22 protein-coding genes are annotated in these 23,230 nt (G+C 44.1%); 12 read left to right on the plus strand and 10 right to left on the minus strand.

What is annotated here, in order from left to right; translation table 11 throughout:
* The first annotated feature begins 87 nt into the window (after positions 1-87).
* From OCV50_RS16610 to OCV50_RS16625, 4 genes are all read left to right on the plus strand, one after another.
* Positions 88-1,023: a LysR family transcriptional regulator gene (locus OCV50_RS16610; RefSeq protein ID WP_261904967.1), complete on the plus strand. Its 936-nt coding sequence runs from the start codon at positions 88-90 to the stop codon at positions 1,021-1,023.
* A 124-nt stretch (positions 1,024-1,147) separates the two neighbouring features.
* The gene (locus OCV50_RS16615) at positions 1,148-2,614 is read left to right on the plus strand and encodes a glutathione synthase (protein WP_261904968.1); all 1,467 of its coding nucleotides are present in this window, start codon (positions 1,148-1,150) and stop codon (positions 2,612-2,614) included.
* A gap of 242 nt (positions 2,615-2,856) precedes the next feature.
* Positions 2,857-3,366, plus strand: a complete 510-nt coding sequence (locus tag OCV50_RS16620; protein WP_261904969.1) for a TetR/AcrR family transcriptional regulator — start codon at positions 2,857-2,859, stop codon at positions 3,364-3,366.
* A gap of 9 nt (positions 3,367-3,375) precedes the next feature.
* Positions 3,376-4,431, plus strand: a complete 1,056-nt coding sequence (locus OCV50_RS16625) for an alcohol dehydrogenase family protein (RefSeq protein WP_261904970.1) — start codon at positions 3,376-3,378, stop codon at positions 4,429-4,431.
* A gap of 109 nt (positions 4,432-4,540) precedes the next feature.
* On the opposite strand, the gene OCV50_RS16630 is transcribed toward OCV50_RS16625, so the two are convergent.
* Positions 4,541-5,623, minus strand: a complete 1,083-nt coding sequence (locus OCV50_RS16630; RefSeq protein WP_261904971.1) for an HDOD domain-containing protein — start codon at positions 5,621-5,623, stop codon at positions 4,541-4,543.
* A gap of 214 nt (positions 5,624-5,837) precedes the next feature.
* Here OCV50_RS16630 and OCV50_RS16635 point away from each other — a divergent pair, with 214 nt between their 5' ends.
* Complete coding sequence (locus tag OCV50_RS16635) at positions 5,838-6,152, plus strand: hypothetical protein (protein ID WP_261904972.1); 315 nt, start codon at positions 5,838-5,840, stop codon at positions 6,150-6,152.
* 62 nt (positions 6,153-6,214) lie between these two features.
* On the opposite strand, the gene OCV50_RS16640 is transcribed toward OCV50_RS16635, so the two are convergent.
* Entirely contained in the window at positions 6,215-7,114 is a 900-nt protein-coding gene (locus OCV50_RS16640) for a homocysteine S-methyltransferase family protein (RefSeq protein WP_261904973.1), read from the minus strand.
* Positions 7,115-7,298: 184 nt separating this feature from the next.
* The gene (locus OCV50_RS16645; RefSeq protein WP_261904974.1) at positions 7,299-8,108 is read right to left on the minus strand and encodes an SDR family NAD(P)-dependent oxidoreductase; all 810 of its coding nucleotides are present in this window, start codon (positions 8,106-8,108) and stop codon (positions 7,299-7,301) included.
* Between the two features lie 231 nt (positions 8,109-8,339).
* Here OCV50_RS16645 and OCV50_RS16650 point away from each other — a divergent pair, with 231 nt between their 5' ends.
* On the plus strand, positions 8,340-9,719 hold the full coding sequence (locus tag OCV50_RS16650) for an MATE family efflux transporter (protein ID WP_261904975.1): 1,380 nt from the start codon (positions 8,340-8,342) through the stop codon (positions 9,717-9,719).
* A 117-nt stretch (positions 9,720-9,836) separates the two neighbouring features.
* On the opposite strand, the gene OCV50_RS16655 is transcribed toward OCV50_RS16650, so the two are convergent.
* Entirely contained in the window at positions 9,837-10,736 is a 900-nt protein-coding gene (locus OCV50_RS16655; RefSeq protein WP_261904976.1) for a DMT family transporter, read from the minus strand.
* Positions 10,737-10,940: 204 nt separating this feature from the next.
* On the opposite strand from OCV50_RS16655, the gene OCV50_RS16660 reads away from it, so the two are divergent.
* The 4 genes from OCV50_RS16660 to OCV50_RS16675 all read left to right on the plus strand — a co-directional run bounded on the left by OCV50_RS16660 (position 10,941) and on the right by OCV50_RS16675 (position 14,663).
* Positions 10,941-11,330 (plus strand): VOC family protein, encoded by a 390-nt coding sequence (locus OCV50_RS16660; RefSeq protein ID WP_261904977.1) that lies wholly within the window; start codon positions 10,941-10,943, stop codon positions 11,328-11,330.
* Between the two features lie 40 nt (positions 11,331-11,370).
* Positions 11,371-11,895 carry a hypothetical protein gene (locus OCV50_RS16665; protein WP_261904978.1) on the plus strand — a complete coding sequence of 175 codons (525 nt, stop codon included), beginning with the start codon at positions 11,371-11,373 and terminating at the stop codon, positions 11,893-11,895.
* Between the two features lie 238 nt (positions 11,896-12,133).
* Positions 12,134-13,573: a 6-phospho-beta-glucosidase gene (locus tag OCV50_RS16670; RefSeq protein WP_261904979.1), complete on the plus strand. Its 1,440-nt coding sequence runs from the start codon at positions 12,134-12,136 to the stop codon at positions 13,571-13,573.
* A gap of 94 nt (positions 13,574-13,667) precedes the next feature.
* Positions 13,668-14,663, plus strand: a complete 996-nt coding sequence (locus OCV50_RS16675) for a LacI family DNA-binding transcriptional regulator (protein ID WP_261904980.1) — start codon at positions 13,668-13,670, stop codon at positions 14,661-14,663.
* Between the two features lie 102 nt (positions 14,664-14,765).
* Here OCV50_RS16675 and OCV50_RS16680 read toward each other — a convergent pair whose 3' ends face one another.
* A complete protein-coding gene (locus tag OCV50_RS16680; protein ID WP_261904981.1) occupies positions 14,766-15,755 on the minus strand; it encodes a zinc-binding dehydrogenase in 990 nt (329 codons plus the stop codon).
* Positions 15,756-16,003: 248 nt separating this feature from the next.
* On the opposite strand from OCV50_RS16680, the gene OCV50_RS16685 reads away from it, so the two are divergent.
* Positions 16,004-16,564 carry a sugar O-acetyltransferase gene (locus OCV50_RS16685; RefSeq protein WP_239839482.1) on the plus strand — a complete coding sequence of 187 codons (561 nt, stop codon included), beginning with the start codon at positions 16,004-16,006 and terminating at the stop codon, positions 16,562-16,564.
* A gap of 59 nt (positions 16,565-16,623) precedes the next feature.
* Here OCV50_RS16685 and OCV50_RS16690 read toward each other — a convergent pair whose 3' ends face one another.
* Entirely contained in the window at positions 16,624-17,811 is a 1,188-nt protein-coding gene (locus tag OCV50_RS16690; RefSeq protein ID WP_261904982.1) for an MFS transporter, read from the minus strand.
* 164 nt (positions 17,812-17,975) lie between these two features.
* Between OCV50_RS16690 and OCV50_RS16695 the strand changes: the two genes are divergently transcribed.
* Positions 17,976-18,857: a LysR family transcriptional regulator gene (locus OCV50_RS16695; protein ID WP_261904983.1), complete on the plus strand. Its 882-nt coding sequence runs from the start codon at positions 17,976-17,978 to the stop codon at positions 18,855-18,857.
* Positions 18,858-18,915: 58 nt separating this feature from the next.
* Here OCV50_RS16695 and OCV50_RS16700 read toward each other — a convergent pair whose 3' ends face one another.
* From OCV50_RS16700 to OCV50_RS16715, 4 genes are all read right to left on the minus strand, one after another.
* Positions 18,916-19,827, minus strand: a complete 912-nt coding sequence (locus tag OCV50_RS16700; protein WP_261904984.1) for a LysR substrate-binding domain-containing protein — start codon at positions 19,825-19,827, stop codon at positions 18,916-18,918.
* A gap of 152 nt (positions 19,828-19,979) precedes the next feature.
* Positions 19,980-21,167 carry a GGDEF domain-containing protein gene (locus OCV50_RS16705; protein WP_261904985.1) on the minus strand — a complete coding sequence of 396 codons (1,188 nt, stop codon included), beginning with the start codon at positions 21,165-21,167 and terminating at the stop codon, positions 19,980-19,982.
* A 67-nt stretch (positions 21,168-21,234) separates the two neighbouring features.
* Positions 21,235-21,993, minus strand: a complete 759-nt coding sequence (locus tag OCV50_RS16710) for a helix-turn-helix transcriptional regulator (RefSeq protein ID WP_261904986.1) — start codon at positions 21,991-21,993, stop codon at positions 21,235-21,237.
* Positions 21,994-22,503: 510 nt separating this feature from the next.
* Complete coding sequence (locus OCV50_RS16715; RefSeq protein ID WP_261904987.1) at positions 22,504-23,199, minus strand: response regulator transcription factor; 696 nt, start codon at positions 23,197-23,199, stop codon at positions 22,504-22,506.
* Positions 23,200-23,230: the final 31 nt, after the last annotated feature.

Consider the following 23,230-nt stretch of genomic DNA (forward strand, 5'->3'; position numbering starts at 1 on the left):
CATAGGTTATATGGGTCTAAATTACCAACTTCATGATATGATTGAAAGTGACATAAAATCATTTTTGATGTGAATCTGAGGAATATCATGGTTGATGTGAAGCGATTACTGAAATGCGATATGAATCTTTTGCTCTGCTTACACGTTTTACTTGAAGAGCGCAGTGTAAGCAAGACTGCACAACGAATGTTTCTCAGCCAATCTGCGGTGAGTAAACAACTCACAAAGCTAAGAACTCTGTTTGATGATCCCCTATTCGAGCGTGAGTCGAAAGGCCTATTTCCGACACCTAAAGCTTTGGAAATAGCCCCGAAAGTGCATCAAATACTTCTCCAAGTAGAACAACTTACCGTACCTGTAGATTTCGACCCACTGGGCAGTGAACGCACCTTTAACATCGATCTCGTCGAAACCGCTTATACCGCGATCTATCCTAAATTTATGCCCAATGCACTCGCTCAAGCGCCAAACATTACCATCAATAGTACAACTTGGACGGGTGAAACCTATAAACGTTTATTAAAGCGAGAGGTGGATTTTGGTATTGGTATTTTCGAGTTAGACGAGCGGGCAAGTACTCATGTTCATAGCATCCCCTCGGATCTGAACTACGTTGAGTTGCTGCAAGACTATTCAGTCTGTTTGATGCGTAAGGATCACCCAGCACTGAAAGAAGAGTGGAATTTAAAGACGTTCCTCAAATACCGACACATCCAGTTGGTCACGGGTGGCGTCGGTGATTGGTTGTTACTAGAAATACTGCAAGCGAAGCAGCTTAAGATCAATAAAGCGGCCAACGTTTCTGATATAACAAGCGCCGTTAAACTCTGTAAGCAAAGTGATCTGTTGATGTGTTATCCCTACAATTCGGTAAGGGACTATATTGAAAGCGGTGAGCTGGTGATGAAAGAGATTCCGATGGAGTTGGTACCTGGTGGATTGTTCTTATTGTGGCACCGTTACTACGACTCTGAGCCAAGCCACAAATGGCTCAGAGAGTTGATTATCGAACAGACTCGATAAACATCCATCATTTTGAGCGAACTCTCACTTTAAAGCGAAGGGACGAAAATAATTTTACTGTTTTTCGTCTTTTGGGAATAAGCGTCGTCTTACCTTAGGTGCTCCTAGTAAGTAAAGAAACAATATGAAAACCAATACTCAATCGTTAGTTCCACAACAACTCCTGCAAGAGGCCTGTGAGTGGGCGATTATGCACGGCGTCGCGTTTCGTCAACCTGATAATACAGCGCGACACTGTCCATTCAGCATTGCGCCGATGACCATGACGCGTAAAAGCTTCGACCATTTGAAGCGTGTTGTCCCATTGATCACCAAGCTGATTAATAATGTGTCGGAAGATCACGATTTTTTGCAGTCCTCTTTAAAGGACATGGCCAAAGCTGATCCATTTTTTGGCCGTTTAATGGCACTGCATCGTCAAGCTCATGGCGATAACACTCAGCGACTGTTCCCCGCTCGCAGACCACTGTTGTTGATGCGCACTGATTTTATGGATGATCGAGAACATGGAGCTAAAGTTGTCGAGTTTAACGGCATTGCAGCAGGAATGGGCCCCTTTGGTCAAAAAGCCACAGAGCTGCACGAGTTTTTGCAGAACCAGTGGCCACAACATTTTTCATCGTGGTTAGAGCAAACATCGGCCATCCCAGCTGAAAATAAAGGACTGGAACAGTTAGCACTGGGCATCGCAAATGCGGCTAAAAAGATCAAACACCATTTTGATGAGTCGGGTAGACCGACGTTTTTAATGGTGGTACAGAACAACGAAGACAATGTCTACGATCAGCATTTGTTAGAAATAGAGCTACAGAAACAGGGCGTGAGAACGGTACGTCGCACATTTGAACAATTGAGCTGTCAGCTCAGCAGTGGTGAAGATCAGCGCTTGCTGCTCAAAGATGTTGGTGGTGTTGATGTCGTGTACTTAAGAGCAGGATACCAATATTCGGATTATTGGATGCCTGAACTCAATGAAGATGTATGCTGCCAAACTCTCAGTCAGACTCGTCTGTTCATAGAGCAACACCATGTGGCGATGAATGCCACCATCAGTCAACAATTGGCGACCAGTAAAACGATGCAGATGTTGTTGACCATGATGCCTGTGAGTGAATATTTGCGCTGGGGGTTAACTCTTGAAGAGGCAGAGTTGGTTCAGAGTGTGCTGGCCGATATGAAGCCCATCAGTGAAGCGACGATCGCTTGGTTCAATGAACACGCAGATAAGCAAAACTGGGTGCTGAAAAATCAAGGAGAGGGCGGCGGTCACTGTGTGTTTGGTGATGAGGTGTCGAAAAAGCTACAGCAGTTAAATCCAAATGAATACGATGCTTGGGCATTGATGCAGAGAATCTACCCTCATGAGCGCGATAAGCCAACACTGGCGGTTAGAGATTCTAAAGCCAATTTAGTCAATGATTTAGTTAGTGAAATCGGCTTGTTTAGCATCTATTTCGAGGGGGAACCTATGACTCAAATGAACGGCTACGCTGGCTATTTGATTCGCAGTAAACCCGCCAGTGAAAACGAAGGTGGTATCCACAGTGGACAAGGGATCCTCGATTCACTGATGCTGATTGACGAGCCATAAATTACCTCTCGATGAAATCATTCAAGAAGCCAAAATCTGTGCGTGGATTTTGGCTTTTTCGTTTTTATCTCCGCCCAAATCAACATGATGTGGTGAATCTGGATTACACAATCATCGAATCGTGAACGAAACACCGCTATTGACATGGGTAGAATGATCGTTCTACTCTTATGGGTAGAACAACCATTCTACCTTTGTGAGTGCGTTGATGTATTTCCTCTGAAACGTATCGAGATTGCTCTATGTTGAAAGAACAGATAGCCGCAGCTCTTGAAGTTGCATTTAGCCAACACGGCTTTGCTGAACCCAGTGTTGCTCAATTAAAAGCGGCATGCGGAGTGAGCCTAAGAACCTTGTACAAACATTACCCATCGAAAGAGGCAATGATTGTTGGCGCTCTTGAACATCGTCATCAGCGTTATTTGAGTTTATTGCTCGAAGAAGCCCCACAAAGTGCAGAAGGGAGCATCGAACACGTGTTCACGCGCCTTCAAAATTGGATGGAAGAGTATGCTCCACATGGTTGTTTGTCGATGAACGCCATCGCCGCGTTCCCTGATAATGAGCTGATCAACCAAGCGGTACTCGACCACAAGCATGAAGTGCGTGCCCTGTTGGGGAAACTAAGCCAAAACGAAGCGTTATCAACTCCATTATTTTTATTGCATGAAGGCGTCTCTAGCGCATGGCCAGTGTTGGGCCAAGCAGCCGTTGCTTCTGCGAAAAAGACAGCCAAGACGCTGTTAAACTGAGGATTCATTATGAGTTTTGATGTACCAGCAACGATGAAAGCCGTTGAAATGTTAGGCCATGGCGGAGAAGAAATGCTGCAATATCGAGAGGATGTCTCGGTGCCAACTCCTGAGCCTAACGAAGTTCTGATTAAGGTGATGGCGGCAGGCGTCAATAATACGGATATTAACACCCGTATTGGGTGGTACTCGAAAAGCGAGGACTCTGATGATGCAAGTTGGTCCGGTGAATCTTTGAAATTTCCACGCATCCAAGGTGCGGATGTGTGCGGTATGATCGTCGCAGTGGGTGAGCAGGTGGATGCCTCACGTATTGGCGAGCGTGTGATGATTGAGCCATGCCTTACAGAAGTATACGGTCGAGATCTGCCTCAACCTTGGTACTTTGGTTCTGAGTGTGATGGTGGCTTTGCTGAATACACTAAGGTCGCATCCAAGCACGCGTACGCGGTTCAAAGCGAGATGTCTGATATTGAGTTAGCTTCGTTTCCTTGTTCATATTCAACTGCTGAGAACATGCTTACTCGCGCGAACGTTGTTGAAGGTGATCGCGTTCTTATCTCTGGTGCTTCGGGTGGTGTGGGCTCTGCCGCGATTCAGTTGGCCAAAGCGCGCGGTGCGTATGTGATTGCGATAACTAGTCCTAGTAAAAACCAGCAGTTGCTTGAACTCGGTGCCGATGAAGTCATCCCTAGAGATGCGAATCTTGTTGAGGCATTGGGTACGAATAGTGTCAATGTGGTGATTGATTTGGTGGCCGGTGACCAGTGGCCGCAGTTTTTGGAAGTGTTAAAGCCCGGCAGTCGTTATGCCGTATCAGGCGCGATTGGCGGTGCGATGGTAGAGCTAGATGTGCGTACGCTTTATCTCAAAGACTTAAGCTTCTTTGGGTGCACAGTGCTTGAGCCAGAGGTATTCCAAAACCTGATTAATCGAATCGAGAAGCAGCAGATTCGTCCGATTGTTGCTGAATCATTCCCTCTGGCTGATATCCACAAGGCACAACGAGAGTTTTTGAAGAAAAACCACGTGGGCAAGATTGTCTTGGAAGTTGCAGAGCGCTAAAGGTAAGTGGTTGACTACCTATAAAAATTTACAAAGGGGCTCAATTGAGCCCCTTTGTTGATTTATTTAGCGATGATGTTTTTACTAGGTCGTCTGTCTGTCTGATGACTTATGACGCGACGTTGAAGTCAGCAGTTTCAGCTTTGATTGTCTCAACAATCGCCAATGTTCTCGGTTGTGTGATGCGTTGTTCACTCCGTTTTTCGAAAGTCTCAAGATCAATGATTCCTGACTGCAACAACGACTGCAACTCACTCAGATAGTTGGCTTCTAACACAGTAATAGCCAATGGCGTAGCCGCAAATTTCTGCGATTCTTGATACGCGATCGCTAACAGCACCGACTCCGGCAGTTCCCAGAATTTGGCGAGTGTGTAGGTCAACTTAATCGCATAGCTATTGATTAATCGCTTAAACGCCGTGGAATTTGGTGGCACATTTGGGTCGACATGACGAAAGGCTTCCACCATTACTTGGAAGATGATCATCTTACCTAAGTTACGAATAAGTCCAACGAAATACGCTGTTGATTCGTCTTCGCTCGAGGCGCTATCTTTCAGCAGTTCTCTTGAATAACACGCTGTACGTAAGCTGTGATCCCAGATCTTTTCACCAAATTGTCGCCAGTAGATGTTTACTGTTGGCGAGAACTCTTTCAGGTAGGCGTTAATTACCCCCTCAATTAGGCCTTGTGAGCCCATATTCATGAAGGCGGTTTTTAGGTCTGTAACCTCTCTTTCAGAGCGGCGATAGCGCGCACTATTAGCCAGCTTGATCATATCAGCCGCCATGCTTGGCTCTTTATCGATCACTTTTAACAGAGCTTCTACATTAAATTCGTCACTTTTCAGCTCACTCATTAAAGTGGTGATTGAAGCAGGCATCACTGGAAGCTCAGTAAGCAGTGCCTTTGGTGACAGTAGCAGCTTTTCGATACGAGCAGCAACGAAGTCACTGAATGGGTCTGATTCTGTGTTCAATCGAGATTCACCAAACAGGTAGTTAAGAAAGTCAGCATCGTGCGGACTAAGCGGCTTATCGGCTCTTAACGTGTGTTGGGGTGCTGGTGGCTGGCTAGTCTCTGAGTGTTTCTGTTGAGAGATGTTTTCAAGGTTGTTGACTGATTCTGGAGAGGTTTTTAATGGTTGCCCCTTCAAAGAAGGGAATAGTGCTTGCAACACTCTTTTGAACATTGAGTGGGATCCTAAAGAAAATCATAATGCGAATCTATATCCACAATTATCTCATAGGAATTGTATAAATTAAATCAATGAGAGTCTTTTAGATTACAAACCCTTACGAATGGTTACTTAAATGTTAAGGACGGTCCGATATAGTGCGCCTGAGTGTTAATAATTAAAAAACCAATAACACCGTATTGGGATAATAATTTAGAGAGAGATTTTCATGCTTGTCTTTACAGCAGATTCACTAAACTTGGTTTTGGACTTACTGAAAACAGCCGACTATACGCAACACAACATTTACTTCAATGATGGCCAGCATCAACAACAACTGGCAGGTTTTGAGATTCAGTATGAAGATTTCGAATGCAACGGTATGTTCCAACGCCTAGAAGTTGGCTACCGCATGAAGATGGCTTCGGGAACGGTGGTAGGATTCTGTTTCAACAATGGTTTGTTGAAAATGGAGCCAATGAAAGCGGTCGCACCGAAGCAGGATATCGGGACACCGAGCAAAATTGCAGAGTACAACTTTTAGTTTCCTACTTTAGCGCAATCCTTTTATTAAGCTGGGTCCACATGCACCCAGCTTTTTTCTTATCAGCGGGATAGACTTAACTTCCATTCGCTCAGTGCTTGAATGTGCTTTGGACCAATGCCACAACAACCTCCGATGATAGTTGCACCTAGCTCATACCAACGTTTGGCATAAACCAAATAGTCCTCTGGTGACAACTCTCGCATACATTGCAATGTATCGTTCGCTTCATGTTCGCTGCTGATCGGCGCAAAGTTATTTGCATAGACACCAATCTCGATTGAGCTATCTAATTCTCTCAGTACCTGTTTCGCATCTATGATTGCTTGCTCCATCACTTCAGGAACCGAGCAGTTAAAGAGTACTGCCGCTGCATCCGATTGAACTGCCAATTTGATAGCGTCGCTGACAGCTTGCCCTGAACGTAGCATAGCCGTCGAGCTCGTCGCGTCGCTAAGGCTGAACGCGTAGTAGCAAGGCTTGTCTGACTCTTTCAATACGTCATGAATTGCATTGAACTCTTCGAGGCTGCACAGCGTCTCTACGATCCACAAATCGACATAGGGTGCTTGCGCATCATATAAGGTTTGTACAATGGGTTTTGCTTGCTCTGCCTTAAATAGATCGGGACGGTAGCTACCAAATGGTGGTGGGATGGCACCCGCAACCGCCACTGGGCGCTTCGCTGCACTTGCGACTGATTGAGCAAGTTTTCCAGACAGCTCTGCGAGTTCAAAGCCTTTTTCAGCAAACCCTTTTTCGCCGAGATGGAAGGGAACACACGCATAGCTGTTGGTGATGATCAGCTCCGCACCTGCATCGATAAAATGTTGATGCGCTAGGGTAACAAATTGCGGAGCTTCGATAAGTGCTTGAGCACTCCAAAGTGGCTGTGAAAAAGGAGCGCCGATCTCTTTGAGCTCCCTGCCCATACCACCGTCTAATATTGTGAGTCTGTTCATAGTCATGCTCATATCCGTGACAGAAATTCTAGCGACACCATATCAGACACAATAGGCGAAAACTACGTTACGGTTGTGCTCGAATTAAACTATTGCCTTCGTGACATCGAAGAATGGTGAACGGTTCATGGAAGTTGAGACAACAAAGAGGAAGGTAGCGGCACTTCTGTACCGCTATGTTGGATTAGACTTTCGCTTCAATCAGGCGGTCTAGCGCCTCTACCAGTTGCTGGTTTTTGTGGTTGTCGAGAGCATCGGCGTGAGGGGGCTTAAATAGCCCGGAGTCATTATCAAAGTATTGACCTGATACATCAGCAAATTCATCCGATAGTGCGGCTCTGCATAAGATGTCTGCACCGATTGCTAGGTCGTTGCCATCCAAGCCATAGGCCTCTTTGACCAGTTTGCTGCCCAAAAACGAAGCTGGATTAACGGCAATCACAGATGGTCCATTCCCCGCGAGTGATTGAGCCAGTTCCATAGACCACATATTAAGAGCGAGTTTGCTTTGCGCATAAATGGGGCCATGAATGTCACCAGCATTGGGGCTAGTGAGCGCATTAAGATCGACCGAAGCTTGCGCTGCTGAAGATAGGTTGATGATGCGGCCATTGGCATCGAAAAGAGGAATCAGCAAACGAGTGAGTCGGTAGGGGGAGATAGTATTGACCACGAAACGTGTGTCTAGATTGTCTTTTGTCGTTACTTCTGAAACGCGGTACACGCCCGCATTATTAATGAGAACATCTAGTTTACGGTGATTGCGGATCACCTGCTGAGCGAACTGCTCGACCTCTGCCAATACCGATAAGTCGGCAAGGTATTGTTCAATTTTCGCCTGTTTAGAGAGGCGGCTTAAGCTGGCAGCGACGCGTTCTAACTTGACGCGGTTTCGGCCGTGAATGAGTAGGTGGTGTCCTTGCTGAGCCAATTCTCGTGCGGTCTCCAAGCCAATCCCATCGGTCGCTCCTGTGATAAGAATTATTTTTTGCATTATTAACCCTTCAAAAAATAGCTGGAGCAACTTTTATAACAAAGATCACCTGCGCAAAGTTTTTGTCGTGTCACACGGTTACAGAGGAGGGGTGGTTAAATAATGCACAGATCACGAATGGTGCAAAGATTATATACAAAACGTTGAAACTCATTCAGGAATGTTGGCGCTAATCTTTCTCCGTGTGCTCCGTATACTGCATGCTGAGAAAACAGAAGAAAGAGCCCAACTATGCCGCTAAGCCTGCCAACCACTATGCGCATTGTGATTGAGAAAACCTTGCCGTTAACGGTAGGGGTTTTTGCGATCATGATGGTTCAACTTGTGGACTCGATTTTTATTGGGATGTTGGGTGTCAATGAGCTCGCAGTGCACGGTATCACTTTGCCATTTCAGGCTGCATTTACGGGTGTTCAAGTCGGAATGGGCGTTGCAGCAACTTCGATTATTTCACAGGCCGTCGGGGCGAAAGATCGACGCAAAGCGAGCTCGATGGCGACGTTGTCCGTGGGTGCTGGCATGGTCGCGATTGCGCTGCTGTGCTTTTCTTTAATTTTAGCGAGTGACTGGGTATTCCACTCGTTTATTGCTGATGTTCCTCAACAGCAATATCAATTATTGCTTGCGGTATTCAACCAGTATTGGCCTGTTTGGTTGATGAGTGCTCTGAGTGTGGCGCTGCTCTATTTGATGACTTGTATCTATCGTGCGAATGGCGATACCAAAACCACAGGCAGCATGTTTCTTGGCGCGAGCATCATTAACTTGATCCTCGATCCGATTTTGATTTTTTGGCTCGATATGGGCATTGTTGGTGCCGCGGTTGCTTCAACCTTAGGCTATCTGACGTGTTCGGTTTATATGTTGGTTAAAGTACAAGGTCGCGGTTGGTTTGGCTTATCTGATGCGAGCATCCAGCAGATAAAACAAGATGCTTCCGAGTTGGTGAGAACGGTGATTCCGACAACCATGAATCAGATCTTGCCATCAGTCAGCGCTTTTTTCACCATGTGGTTAATTGCTCATATGGGCACCAGCGAAATGGCATTTTGGAGCTTATTATCGCGCGTTGAAAGCTTTGTTCTCGTGATGTCATTGGCGTTAACTATGTCGATTCCACCAATGATTGGGCGTTATCTTGGAGCCAAACAGCACCATAAAATTCCCGGGTTGTTAAAAGCTTCTGCACAGTTCTTACTGACTTTCCATATTGTGATTGCTGTCGTCTTGGCATTAAGTAGCGGCTTACTTGCCTCCATGCTGTCGGACGAAACGACCATTCGTCACTGGTTTGAAGTCAGTTTGTTGTTCATTCCATTTAGCTTTGGTCCGCTGGGTTTGTGTATGTTAGTGGCATCTGTGTTCAATGCGCTGGGTTTGCCCAAACAGGCTTTGAATGTGTCATTTGCTCGACTTTTCATTTTCTACATTCCTGCACTTTGGATAGGCGCGTCTACGGGAGAGATGATCTATGCCGTTGTCGCAGCGTCTTGCGCGAATGTCTTAGCCGGCGGTTTTGCTTGGATGCGATTACGCCGTTACGTTAAAGAGAACATCGAAACAAAATCCACCAAAACTCCATGTCAAGGTACGTTGAGAACGGAGTGCTAAGGTATACACTTAAAGGGATGGCGTTGATTTTTTAACTGCGATTCAAACAGTGATCCAACAAAAATGGCCTCTGATATAGAGGCCGTTTTTGTATTGATGTTAATGAGTACCTATAGCTTACGAAGGCTGTTTAGCTCTTCGTCTCTTAGCAGCTTGAAGCATCGCGTAAGGAGATAAGCCCGTAACTAACATGGTGCCGATGATGACAAATACCGATCCAAAAATAGTGTTAATGCCAATATGTTCGCCCAAGAACAAGTGTCCCCACAAGATACCAAACACTGGGATCAAGAAGGTAACCGAAAGTGCTGGCGACGGTCCAAGTTCATTAATGAGATTGAAGTAGAGTAGGTAGGCTAAACCTGTACATACTGCACCTAATAAGATCACTGAGGTAGCGATGGTTAGGTCGGGCGCTTCTCTTACTGGAATAAAGAATACAAACGGTAGCACCAGCAGTACAGATGCCCACATGCTGCCATGTGCATTGCTGAATGCTTCTACTTTTGGTGCCGTTTTGGTGTAGTTAGAGGCGATGCCATAGCTCAGTGCTGCGCCGACAGCTGCACCAATAGGAATGATCGCTTCGCTGCCAATATTGACCGCATCCCACCCAACTAGAATGCCCACACCTGCGACGCCGAGTCCAAGCCCAAGAACAACGCGTTTTTCGAGCGGGGTCTTGGTCCAAACTGCGCCAATAATGGCTGCCCATATTGGGGCGGTAGAGTTAAGAATCGACAAGGTTGAGGCATTAAGCGTCTGTGCCGCGTAGGCAAACAACAGAAAAGGCAGCGCCGTATTAAATAATCCCAGAATAAAGAAGTGCCGGGTATGTTCGGTAAACTTGAGTGTTTTCTTGAGGTAAATCGATACGATCAATAGCGTCAGCGCCGCAAAAAGCACACGAGCCTCGATAAGCATTGCGGGGCCAAGTGGTGTAGCGGCTATCCGCATAAAAAGAAAAGAGCCACCCCAAATTGAGGCGAGTATCAGTAGTTTAGCGAAACTTAGCATGGCTTATGACTCAAGCGTTCAAAAAAGCGACTATGGAGCAATTACCCGTAATACACAAGCCAATGTTATAAAAATGTTGTCTAGCTCATCTTCAAATTTGTCATGTTAATTTAGGAACAAAATGACCTCATTCTGTTCTGTTTTATGTTCCGGTTTCTGGCCTTAATCTATCTATCGTTGATTTAACGATTAGGAATAGATGCCATGAAAATCGAACACATAGCGATTTGGACTAAACAACTAGAAGTACTGAAACGATTTTATGAAGATTACTTTGGTGCGACGTCTAACCAGAAATACCATAATCCAACTAAAGGTTTCTCTTCCTACTTCCTATCTTTTGATAGCGGCAGTCGTTTGGAGATCATGGAGATGGACTCGGTACCTGAATCGAAAGATGATATTTACGATCAGTTTACAGGTTTCATCCATATGGCCGTTTCACTGGGTTCAGAACAGGCAGTCGATGATTTAACCCAACGCTTGGTTGAAGATGGTTATGAGCGATTAGATGGCCCGAGAAGGACTGGCGATGGCTATTATGAGAGCTGTGTCCTCGATCCTGATGGCAATCGCCTAGAACTTACCGTTTAATGTAAGGACTTGATTGAATGACTTACGGATTTGAGGGGGAATGATGAAGCGCATTTGGGCTTTCGTTTTTAGTCTGAGTTTGGTGGGGTGTACGTCTTCGGAGCTAGCGCAGGTTGATGCACCAGAGGCGACAATCGAACCATCTCAACCGATTGGCTACCTTGGCTTCAAGGATCATCAAGACTGGGCTATCAAATTCAATGATTGTACGGTTTATGATCTAACCGGAGCTCAACCGTATCAATGGTTCGATCGCACTTCTGAGTCTGTAAGTTGTTATACCTTTAAGCCAAACGATGCTATTACACCTTTGCCTGTTTATTCTAATGCAAGTTTCGAAAGCGATCAGCTTACTTCGATTGACCGCTTTCAAGAGTTACAGGTGTCGGATTCTGGCTGGGGCCGTTTTCCTATCGTCTATGAGACAAACGGCACCAATTGGTTCAGAGTCAAAGAAGGCTGGATTCACCTCACCCTAGCTGATCAAACGCTCGTACAGTTCTATCCTGGAATTCAAGATCAATCTGGCAAGTCACAACACGACCAATATTTTCTCCAACATTAAACCCAGCCCAAACTTGCAGACAAAATGCCCCTCGCTCAGTGCGTATGAGGCATTTTTGTTTGTCTAAATGATCGATAAAGCATCATTGGGTTTCACTTAGATCACCAAAAGATCAAAAAATATATTGTTGAAACCGGTTTCAGGGTGTATCTTCTTGCTATCTTGAAATCGGTTTCAGAGTTGCAGTTGGCTCTCTAATCCTGATCTTTTTCACGAATAACTTGTAGCGAGTAGTGGTATGAATAACGAATTTCCAAACGATTTTTTATGGGGCGGTGCGGTTGCAGCGCATCAGCTAGAAGGCGGCTGGGATGCAAATGGTAAGGGTGTTAGCGTTGTTGATGTATTAACGGCAGGCGCACATGGTGTACAACGTCGAATCACTGATGGCGTAATTGACGGTGAAAACTACCCAAACCAAGTGGCTGTGGACTTCTACCATCGCTACAAAGAGGACATTAAGTTATTCGCCGAGATGGGCTTTAAGTGCTTTAGAACCAGCATTGCGTGGACGCGTATTTTTCCAAATGGCGATGAAGCCGAGCCGTGCGAAGCGGGATTAGCGTTTTACGATGATCTGTTTGATGAGCTTCTGAAATACGACATTCAGCCAGTTGTGACCTTGAGCCACTTTGAAATGCCTTACCATCTAGCCAAAGAATATGGCGGCTGGATGAACCGCAAAGTGATCGATTTCTTTGTTAAGTACTCGACCACAGTGATGGAGCGTTACCAGCATAAAGTGAAATACTGGATGACGTTTAACGAGATCAACAACCAGATGAACACCTCGGCGGATATCTTCGGTTGGCTGTGTTCTGGCGTGAAGCTTCCACAATGCGAAAAGCCTCAAGAAGCCATGTATCAAGCGGTTCACCACCAGTTTGTTGCGAGTGCGCTGGTGGTTAAGAAGGGTCATGAGATCAACCCAGATCTTCAGATCGGTGCAATGTGTGCGATGGTGCCTTTCTACCCTCGCTCTTCAAAACCTGAAGACATCATGGTGGCACAACAAGCGATGCGCGACCGTTATTTCTTCTCGGATGTAATGGTTCGCGGCCATTATCCAAGCTACGCAAAACGTGATTGGGCAATCAAAGGCTTTAATATCAAAATGCAGCCTGAAGATGAACAGATCTTGAAAGAAGGTAAAGTGGATTACCTCGGCTTTAGCTACTACATGTCGAACACTTTGGATTCGTCTTCTCATCAATCGACAGAAGAAGCGATGGACGGTGGTCATGAAAACTCAGTGGAGAACCCGTTTATCAAGTCGAGCGATTGGGGTTGGCCGATTGATCCAACAGGTCTGCGCTACTGCTTAGCATCTCTTTATGAGCGTTATGAAGTGCCGCTGTTTATTGTTGAAAATGGCTTCGGTGCGGTGGACACCATCGAGGATGACGGCAGCATCAACGACGATTACCGCATCGCTTACCTTGGCGATCACATCAAAGAGATGAAAAAGGCGGTTGCGATTGATGGTGTTGACTTGATGGGCTACACCCCTTGGGGCTGTATCGATTTGGTGTCATTCACTACAGGTGAGATGAAAAAGCGTTACGGCTTCATTTATGTCGATAAACACAATGACCAATCAGGCACACTTGAGCGCAAGCGTAAGAAGTCTTTCGAGTGGTACAAGGGCGTGATTGCATCTAATGGTGCCTCTATTTAGAATGCCTGCAATTAAACGGTAGGGATCTGTCGTTTCACTAAGCAATACAATGAGTCGGCTTAGGTCGGCTCATTTTCAATAGAAGGGTAAGTTGATGGTAACCATGCTTGACGTTGCAAACCGCGCCGGTGTTTCAAAGTCGACGGTGTCGCGTGTGTTGAACGGCAAAAATATCGTAAGACCCGACGTTGTTAAAAAGGTCTTTGATGCGATACAGGAGACGGGTTACCGACCAAACTTATTAGCTCAGCAATTGGCGACCAAGAAGACCAACTTCATCGGCTTTGTCATCACGAATGAGTTGTTCAACGGCCCTTACTTCTCTTCTTTGATGTATCACGCCGCTTCTTACAGCGAAAAGTCGAATCATCAGTTGGTGATCACCGATGGTAAACACAGCGCAGAAGATGAGCGTAAAGCGATCAATTTTCTTCTCGATATGAAATGCGCGGGCATCATCATCTATCCTCAATGCTTAACGGAAAGCGAGATCGCTCAGATCATCGAAAGCACGGATACACCGATTTTGGTGCTTAACCGAGAAATGCCTTCGAAGCCTGAGCACGCGATTACCACCGATCACTACCACAGTGCTTGTGTGATGATGGAGCATGTTATTGAACAAGGTCATCAGCAAATCGCTGTGATCCGAGGTAAGGCGGGTTCATCGACCGATGAGCAGCGTTATCAAGCTTACTCAGATGTACTCACTAAGCATGGTATTGAGTTGGATGAGTCGAAAGTTGTTCAAGGTGATTGGACGATGGAGAGTGGTTACCGTGCCGCGCAGGCTTTAGTGGAAAGCAAAGTAAACTTCACGGCTATCTTGTCTGAAAACGACGATATGGCGATTGGTGCGATGAAAGCGCTAACGGAGCTGGGATATTCATTACCTCAAGATATCTCTATTGTCGGCTTTGATAACAGCAAAGTGGGTGAGTTCCTCACGCCAAGCTTAACGTCCGTCAGTGTTCCACTAGAACAGATGACTCAAAAAGCCATCCTCAAGATCGTGGGAGAGTCAGAACAAGCCGATGCTATCAACACCACAGGCAGCCTTGTGATTCGAGACTCGGTGTTCAGTCGGTAAGCTTCTCGAGCTTAAAGGAGTGCCTAGAAGGTTCGCAATACGAAACGCTTCTAGGCTGGGGATGTTCGATTATGTGTAGAAAAGTGGGCAAAAGTTCTTAAGCTAATCACTGATCTTTGCAATAACTTTCCCTACGGTGCGTTGGTTTCGTATATCCAGTAGAGCGTTACCAATTTCATCGAGTGTGATCACTTTGAGATTGGGAACGACAACGTCACCTGATTCAACCAAAGCATTAACGGCGTTGCCTGCATCGACTAAGGTTTTCATGCCTTTAGTACCATTTACATGGCCGGAGCCTAGGCTAAGCTGGTGGAAGCTGAGACCTTTAAGGAAAGCATTGTCATAGCGCTCTGGTGTAGCGACTTGAACCAACTCAACCATTTCACCTTCAAATGCCAACACATCGGCAGCGAGCTTATCGTTATCACCTCCGACACAATCCAAGGCAATATCGACCCCTTGCCCTTGTGTGAGCGCCATTATTTCGGCAACTACGTCGGCATTGCGGTAATCAATCACATGAGTCGCACCGAGTTGGCGCACAACCTCATGGTTTGCTTGGGAGCAGGTTGTAATAATCGTCTTAACACCAAGCGCTTTGGCTATTTGAATGGCAAAGCTGCCAACGCCACCTGAACCTCCGGTAATCAATAGGCTCTCTTTGTGGCTGGCATGCAGTTTGTCTACTAAAGCGCGATAAGCCGTCCAAGCTGCGCAAGGAATGGCTGCAGCAGATTCTGGCGAGATAGCAGGGTGTTTTACAAGTGTGCGGGAATCTTGAACAGCGAACTCGGCAAAACCACCATGGGCGCGACGCATATTTCCGTGATAGAGGACTCGATCGCCAACTTGCCAATTTTCCACACGGTTACCAACCGAGACGATTTCTCCAGAGACATCTAATCCACCGACAAACTGATCATTCATATCTGCGACCATGCCATGCCAAAGGTTGATTTTTGCATCTACAGGATTGAGTGCGACAGATACGACCCTAACCAGTACATCAAATTCACTTTCTAAATTGGGTGTTGGGAGTTCGGATACAGAGAATGTGTCGCTTAATTTTTGGTAGGTGATTGCCTTCATTATCGCCTCTATTCCATCTGGTATTATCATTAGAATAGCTCGCATTTAATAAAATCATAATTATTGATTGTTTGGCTTATCATTACGTTTTGTTATCTACTGATGTGGTCAATTCAGCCGATTTATTGGTTACCCGATATCTATTTTTAACGGTCAGATTGAATCGCAAAACTGTGCGCAGCGTTGATTATTGTGTCAGTACAAGCCTCTATAATCGGCGAAAAGTTTTTGGTAAGTAGATAAAGAAAATGAAAACAGAAAAACAGAAGATGTTGGCTGGAGAGCCTTATCTCGCTTGGGATGAAGAGCTTTACGCGGAACGTATCGAGTGTCGTAAGGTTCTCCAAAAGCTCAACAACAGTATTCCGGATAGTGAAGAGTGGCGTTCTGCAATTGATACTCTTATCCCTGACTCTGAAGGTGCTTATTTAGAACCCCCATTTCGCTGCGACTATGGTTCAAACATTAAACTGGGTAAGAACTTTTACGCCAACTTTAACTGCGTCGTGTTGGATGTTGCAGAAGTAACGATTGGTGACAATGTCCTTTTCGCTCCTAACGTACAAGTGCTAACAGCGGGTCATCCACTCGATGTGAAGAGTCGTGTTGATGAAGGCGTTGAGTTCGGTACGCCAATTACCATTGGTGATAATGCTTGGATTGGTGCAGGCGTGATCATTTGCCCTGGCGTAAACATTGGAAAGAACAGTGTGATTGGCGCAGGTAGCGTCGTGACCAAAGACATTCCAGACAATGTGGTTGCGGTCGGTAACCCATGCCGAGTGTTAAAGCCTATTGATAACGAATAGTCGAACCGTTGGATAGATAAAGCCCGAACTGAGATTCGGGCTTTGTTTTATTTACTCTTTTAGATGCTAGATGGGACGGCTTGCTCAGTTTGCTTCTTGTCTAATAAGCCACTGAATCTCGTTAGTGCCAGTGCAATCAATACAATCACTGCACCAATCCAAGGTGTGTTCATCAAGTCTGACTCTGCGACAATGATACCGCCGCCCCAAGAGCCAAGTGCGATGCCAACGTTAAATGCTGCGATGTTCAAGCCCGATGCTACGTCTACTGCATCCGGTGTGTATTTCTCTGCCAGCTTAACAACGTAGACTTGCAGCCCTGGAACATTACCAAACGCGAACGCACCCCAAATTAAAATCGTTGCCACTGATGTGTATGGGTTAACTGCCGTGAAGTTAAACACAACCAGTACCGCGGCTAGACCAGAAAAGATAACCGTCAGCGCTTTGATTGGCCCCATTTTGTCGGCCATCTTACCGCCCCAGATGTTACCGACAGCCACGGAAACACCATAGACCAACATGATGAGGCTGATTGCACTTGAATCAAAACCCGATACGTTCTCTAGGATCGGAGCAAGGAACGTAAAGGCAGTAAATGTGCCACCGTATCCCAGTGCTGTGATTGCATAAACCAGCAATAATCTTGGCTGAGTCAGAACTTTGAGTTGAGCTGACAGTTTAGTCGCTGGTGGCTGTTTTAGGTTGTTTGGTACGAGTAGCGCACTACCGATCAAAGCAATCAACCCAAGCAATGCCACGATCAAGAAGGTTGCTTGCCAGCCGAACGTTTGGCCAATATATGTACCTAGTGGAACCCCAGTAACCAGCGCTACTGTAAGACCTGTGAACATAATTGCGATTGCACTTGCGGCTTTCTCTTTGGCGACCAACCCCGTTGCGATGGTTGAACCAATAGAGAAGAACACGCCGTGAGCTAGACCCGTTAATATGCGTGCAGCGATTAAGGTGTTATAGCCAGGAGCTTGCCAAGCGAGCAAGTTACCTATCACAAACAGAGACATGATGGTGATTAGCACCAGTTTTCGATTCCATTTACCGGTAAGTGCAGTGAGTACTGGCGCACCGACAGCGACACCCAATGCATAAAGGCTAACAAGTAGACCTGCAGAGGGTAGGGATACGTTTAAATCGGTCGCCATGGTTGGTATTAAACCAACGATAACAAACTCTGTGGTTCCTATGGCAAAGGCGCTGAGCGTCAATGCGAGTAAGGCTAAAGGCATAGTTATTTCTCTCAAAAATGATGATTTTAAATGGAGCTCATTTGATGGCTCGTTTTGTTGGCGAGGATTATGAGAGAAATATCCTTTGCCAAAAACAGTGTGATTGACAAATTACTTTTGTTATAAATGCAATAGTTGTTCTGTTGATGGCTTAGGAGATTCCCGTGTTAACGCGATCGGATGATTTAGAAATTATGCTTACTGTCGTCGATAGCGGCGGTTTTTCTGCCGCGGCGCAGACGCTCGATATTCAAGTCGCGAGAGTCTCTCGAAGTATTAGCAAGATAGAGAGTCAGCTAGGTGTTTCCCTGTTCAACCGCACTACGCGACGCGTAGAGTTAACCGAAGAGGGGCGACAGTTTGTTGATTCTATTCGAGCGGGTTTAAGAATCATTCAGGAGGCAGAAGAGGAGATCGTTTCACGTGGGGAGTTGCCTAAAGGTCGGCTTAGAGTCGATGCAGCCAGCCCGTTCGTGTTCCATCAATTAGTGCCGTTAGTGAGTGACTTTAATGAAGCGTATCCAGATATTGAGCTAGAGCTGACTTCCAACGAAGGGTTTGTTGACTTAATTGAGAAGCGAACCGATGTAGCAATACGCATTGGTCGGTTAACAGATTCCACACTGCATGCTCGTCCATTGGGAAAAAGCGCCCTATATATGGTTGCGTCTCCTAGCTACTTAAGTAAGCGTGGTATTCCACAAAGTGCAGAAGAGTTGTCCAGCCATCAAACCGTGGGTTTCACGGGCGCTAAGGTGCTTAACCATTGGCCACTTCCTAATCAAGGCTATGTTGAGCCAACCATCACGGCTAGCAATGGAGAAACAGTGCGTCAATTGGTATTGGCAGGAAATGGTATCGCTTGTTTGTCTGGGTTCATGATACAGAGAGATATTTCAGAAGGGCGCTTAATCCCTGTATTAGAGGGTGTAAAGCTAAGGGACACAGATCGAGAGCGAGTCAATGCAGTCTTCTACAAGTCTTCATCAGTCTCTAAACGTATCTCAGCGTTTATTGATTTTATTCAACCAAGACTAAGTCTCTAATAATAAACTAGAAGAGTCATTAGCCGCCCGAAATCTGGAGCAAGGAGTGTTAGCTCATTTAGCTACAATAGCTTGCTTCAGAAATCAGATCTCTTAGCCAGCGATGCCCTATGTCATCGTGTTGAGCTGGATGCCAAAACATCGCGACTTTTATACTTTCTGAAATGAACTCACAGGGTAGGAGTTTTAAATCTGAACATTGAAGGTATTTATTAAGTAACCGCTTCGGGAACAAACCAACATGGTGGCTATTTTCAATAATACTCATCATTTCAACGATGCTGTTCGCGCTCCAAGCCACATCTCGTTGTTTCAGGATACTCTCATAGTCCAACCCTTTGCCATGCAAGTAGGCTTGATTTTGATTGGACGTTGTATGCACGACATGTTTTTCTGACAAAAATTGCTCAAGCGATACAGTTGGGTTCGTTAGGCGAGGGTGATTTACGTGGCATAGCACACATATCTCTTCTCTTAAGATCTCTTGCGACTTGAGCTCTGGGTATTGCCCATGCTCAATATCTATCGATAAATCATAGTGATTTCTCAGCAATGAACTCATGTCGTTGTTAGGCAGGTTTGAGTCTGCTTTTACTTTAATATTGGGAGCGTGAGCGAATATACGGTTTGAAACGGCCGGTAATATACTGAGCCCCAAGACAGATACCGTTGAAATCATGAACTTCCGAGAGCTAGTTTCTGCATTGAAGTTTGAAAGAGGTGGAGCTGTAAGTTTGATTTGATGAACGGCGGCGGACAGTTGGGGATAAATACTTTTTGCTAGCTTGCTAGGTGAAACACCATGACTTTCACGAAAGAAAAGAGGGTCATCAAATAGAACTTTAAGCTTGTGGAGGCTCTGACTAACAGCGGGCTGGCTCATGTTTAAACGATGAGCGGCTTTACTAAGGCTTTGCTCTTCCATAACAGCAACGAAGATGGGTATTAGATTGAAATCTGAGTGCTTCATAAGTCGATTTAGATTTGAGGCTATGAACAAATATCTTGGACTTTGTACACCAGTCAGTGGCTAGTGGGAGTACCATTTAGTCGAGAGTATTACAATTTTGACTCTGTTTTGTAGACTTTGCAGCCATTTATACAATGTCTATGTGACTAAGCCTAAATGTAACTCTGTACTAAGTTTCGCCCTTGTCTCTTGGCTTGGTAAAGCATCTCATCTGCAATTGATACGACTTCTTCAATAGGTTGATTAGGTAACATTACTGCGAGTCCTAATGATGCGGATATCCCTCCCTTAGACATGATATGAAGCCGTTCATCTTCAGCAATTTTTTCTCTCAGCCTCTCGGCTAATTTCTTAGTATCAGACAGTGTTTGAGATTTAACGATGACAATGAACTCATCGCCGCCAATGCGGTAGCATTCGTCATTGCTTCGCACATTTTCAGCCAAAATGCTTGCGACTCTGATTAGGATATCGTCTCCGGTTGGGTGGCCATATTGATCATTGATATCTTTAAAATGATCGAGGTCGATAACAATCACGCAGATACACGCATGTTTAAGGTGGTCGTGTTTTAATCTTACGTTCGCTGATTGTAAGTAAGCTCGATTCTTAAGGCCAGTCAAGGAGTCTGAAGCCAGCTCTATGTTGGTATTGTGTTGATATTGTGCAAACGTCGCGAAGAGTATATAGCTAGCAAGAAGAAGCAGTAAAACTTTTACGAGATCTTGCAGTTCATTTTTTAACTCGATAGCTGAACTTGTTATGTCATCGAATACAAGTACGTCTCCATTGAGAGCTGGAAATGGCACTTTAATCAGGTGAAAGTACCGATTTTTATGAGAATCTAGTTGGTAAAAATTGAGTGAGAGTAGGGATACGGGTGTTATTTTTAGTTGTGTTGTTTCTTCTGAATAGGGGGGTAGAGAAGAGGAGAACCTAACATGAATGGACTTTCCTAAGATTAGAAAATATCGATTATTTTGGTCTGGCAGTATTATGTTATTATAATTTGAAGATGGAAGTTTTTCATAATAGTAATTTAAATTGAAGCGACTTTCTACATCTTGTAAAAAGTCATTGTCCAACTTATTAACAATAGGTTCTTTACTTTCTATAGACGCAACTTCTTTGGAGTTAATAAAAAGACTTCTTAGAAAAGAGAGGTTGTAATTGATATTGTTCATGATTAGGTTTGAAATCAGAGTTTCTCTTTTCCCTTTTTCAATCTCTATTGATTCTACTCGGCTTTGAATACTATTGTAGTGGAATAACAGTATTAATAAGCTTAGTAAAGATATCAGTATGTTCCTTTTGTTAATCAGAAAGTTAAGAATATTCATGATGGTTTATCCTTTAACCATAAATTAACGGGTAACATTGAAGTTAATTCAAGGTCATCTGCTAATTTTAAGAGTAAACTCCTCGGTGGTGACAATTGATAGTCCATTGAGCTTGAGAAAATCTCGATATCAGTTGGTTTTGACTATGACAGTGAGTCTTATGAAGAATACTCTTGATTTGAGTTCGTACGGTTTCCTTTGATACGTTTCTAATGCTGGATATCTCTGGCCCAGTGAACCCTTTTATTAATAACTCTAAAACGTTGAATTCTGATTTGGTTAACGTTGAAGTAATATCTACATTCTTAGGTTCGGAGTACTTTTTCCAGTAGTGCAACATAGTGTTGTGGGCAACCCATGAGTTGGACCAGGCAGTCATAATATTAGCTACCAGTTGTAGGTGCTTAGTCTGATGTTCAGATAATGATTCAACACTATGAAAGATAGCTACCATTCTATGGTCGTAGTTTAAGGGAGAAAAAATTGAATATTTACTTAGTTTATTAGTGATTATTGACAGCTTTTCATGGTCAAATATTCGATTCTCCAAAACATTGTCATAGGTAAAGTGCAAAATGTTTTTCTCATGGCACATGGCGGCGTCAAGATAGCTTTCAATGCTCTCCGATATTCTTTTGCTAATGGATATTCTCTTTGAGATACTCTCCAAACTTTCAAAAACGATGTCCTTCCCTTCGGACAAAATGATTAGGCTCACATGTTCAACGCCAACTTTTTCTAGCCCTTCACGAACTTCACTTTCCAGTTCGTTCGGAAGATAAGAGATGTTTGGATTTGTAAATTCGTTATTATTTTTCTTCGCCATACAGTAGCCAACACTTGTTTTAATTATATTGATATCATACGTCTTTATATTAATTCATTTTGTTAGATTACTATCATCACCCTATTGGGTGAAATTTAAATAAAATTTAACAAAGTGATGAATTAAATGATTGAGATCAAATTATATTCGATTTCTTAATTTTTATGATTAACTATAAATAACTGATAATCAATGCTATATTCCTAATATCAGATATAAGTTGGACGATAAGTTTGATTTTTTCATGATAAGACAACACAATATTTCACCCTGAGATATCGCCCTAGAACATTCAAATCATTACTCGCCACATGTGAGGTAATGAACAGTGTTGGCAGGGAGCCAACTTCAGCACCATATAGTTTGTCAGATAGATCCGACTTGGCCAATGAACGACTGTGAAAGTGTAAGCTAGCGACACTCAAAAGTTCATGATTCCTTACTGTAAATATAATAAATTTTCTTACAAGATGTCGTTGTAAGTGTTTGATGATTATATAGTTATACTTTTCAGTCTTCATCAAATCGTTCTAGAATGGCTTTGTGTTTATGCTTAATTTCCAGGTCATTTTCAACCGACTTTAGCCATAAAATTGCTTCAACCCTATTTTTAACATGGATTTTTCTGTAAATATGATAAATGTGTGTTTTGACTGTACCATCAGCAACTTGAATATGATTTGATATCTCAGTGTTGGTTAACCCACTCCCAACTAGCTTTAGAATTTGCCACTCCCTTGTGGTGAGTAAACTTCCCTGGAGGGTGTTCCCTATTTTAATTTTTGTTCGATATATACTTATTAATTGTTGTGATAGATCGCGACTAAACCAAGTTTTTCCATTCAAAACATATTCGAACCCTTTGTAAAGAGTTTCAATATAGTCTGAAATATAGAACAACCCCATGACACTAGTCCACCATGCGACTTCTTCGATATTGAGGTCTTCTCTACAGTTTATTATTATTACAGGGATTTTAGTTACATTACATGACACTTGAAAATGACTCTGATCATTTAATCTTTTCAGCATGTCATAGTCTATGACAACTAAGCCAACACCTTTATTTTTTAATGCTTTGGATGCGCTACTAATGTCGACTAAAGACAATTGCAAGCTCAGTTCAGAAAGTAAACCAGATATGAGCATCTCAGTTTGAATACTCTTTCTAGAAATCAATATTCCTTTATTGAAATGATATTTCATACTGTTCAGCCTTAAGTCTTCCTGAGACGAT

The organism is Vibrio fortis (assembly GCF_024347475.1).
Lineage (GTDB): Bacteria > Pseudomonadota > Gammaproteobacteria > Enterobacterales > Vibrionaceae > Vibrio > Vibrio fortis.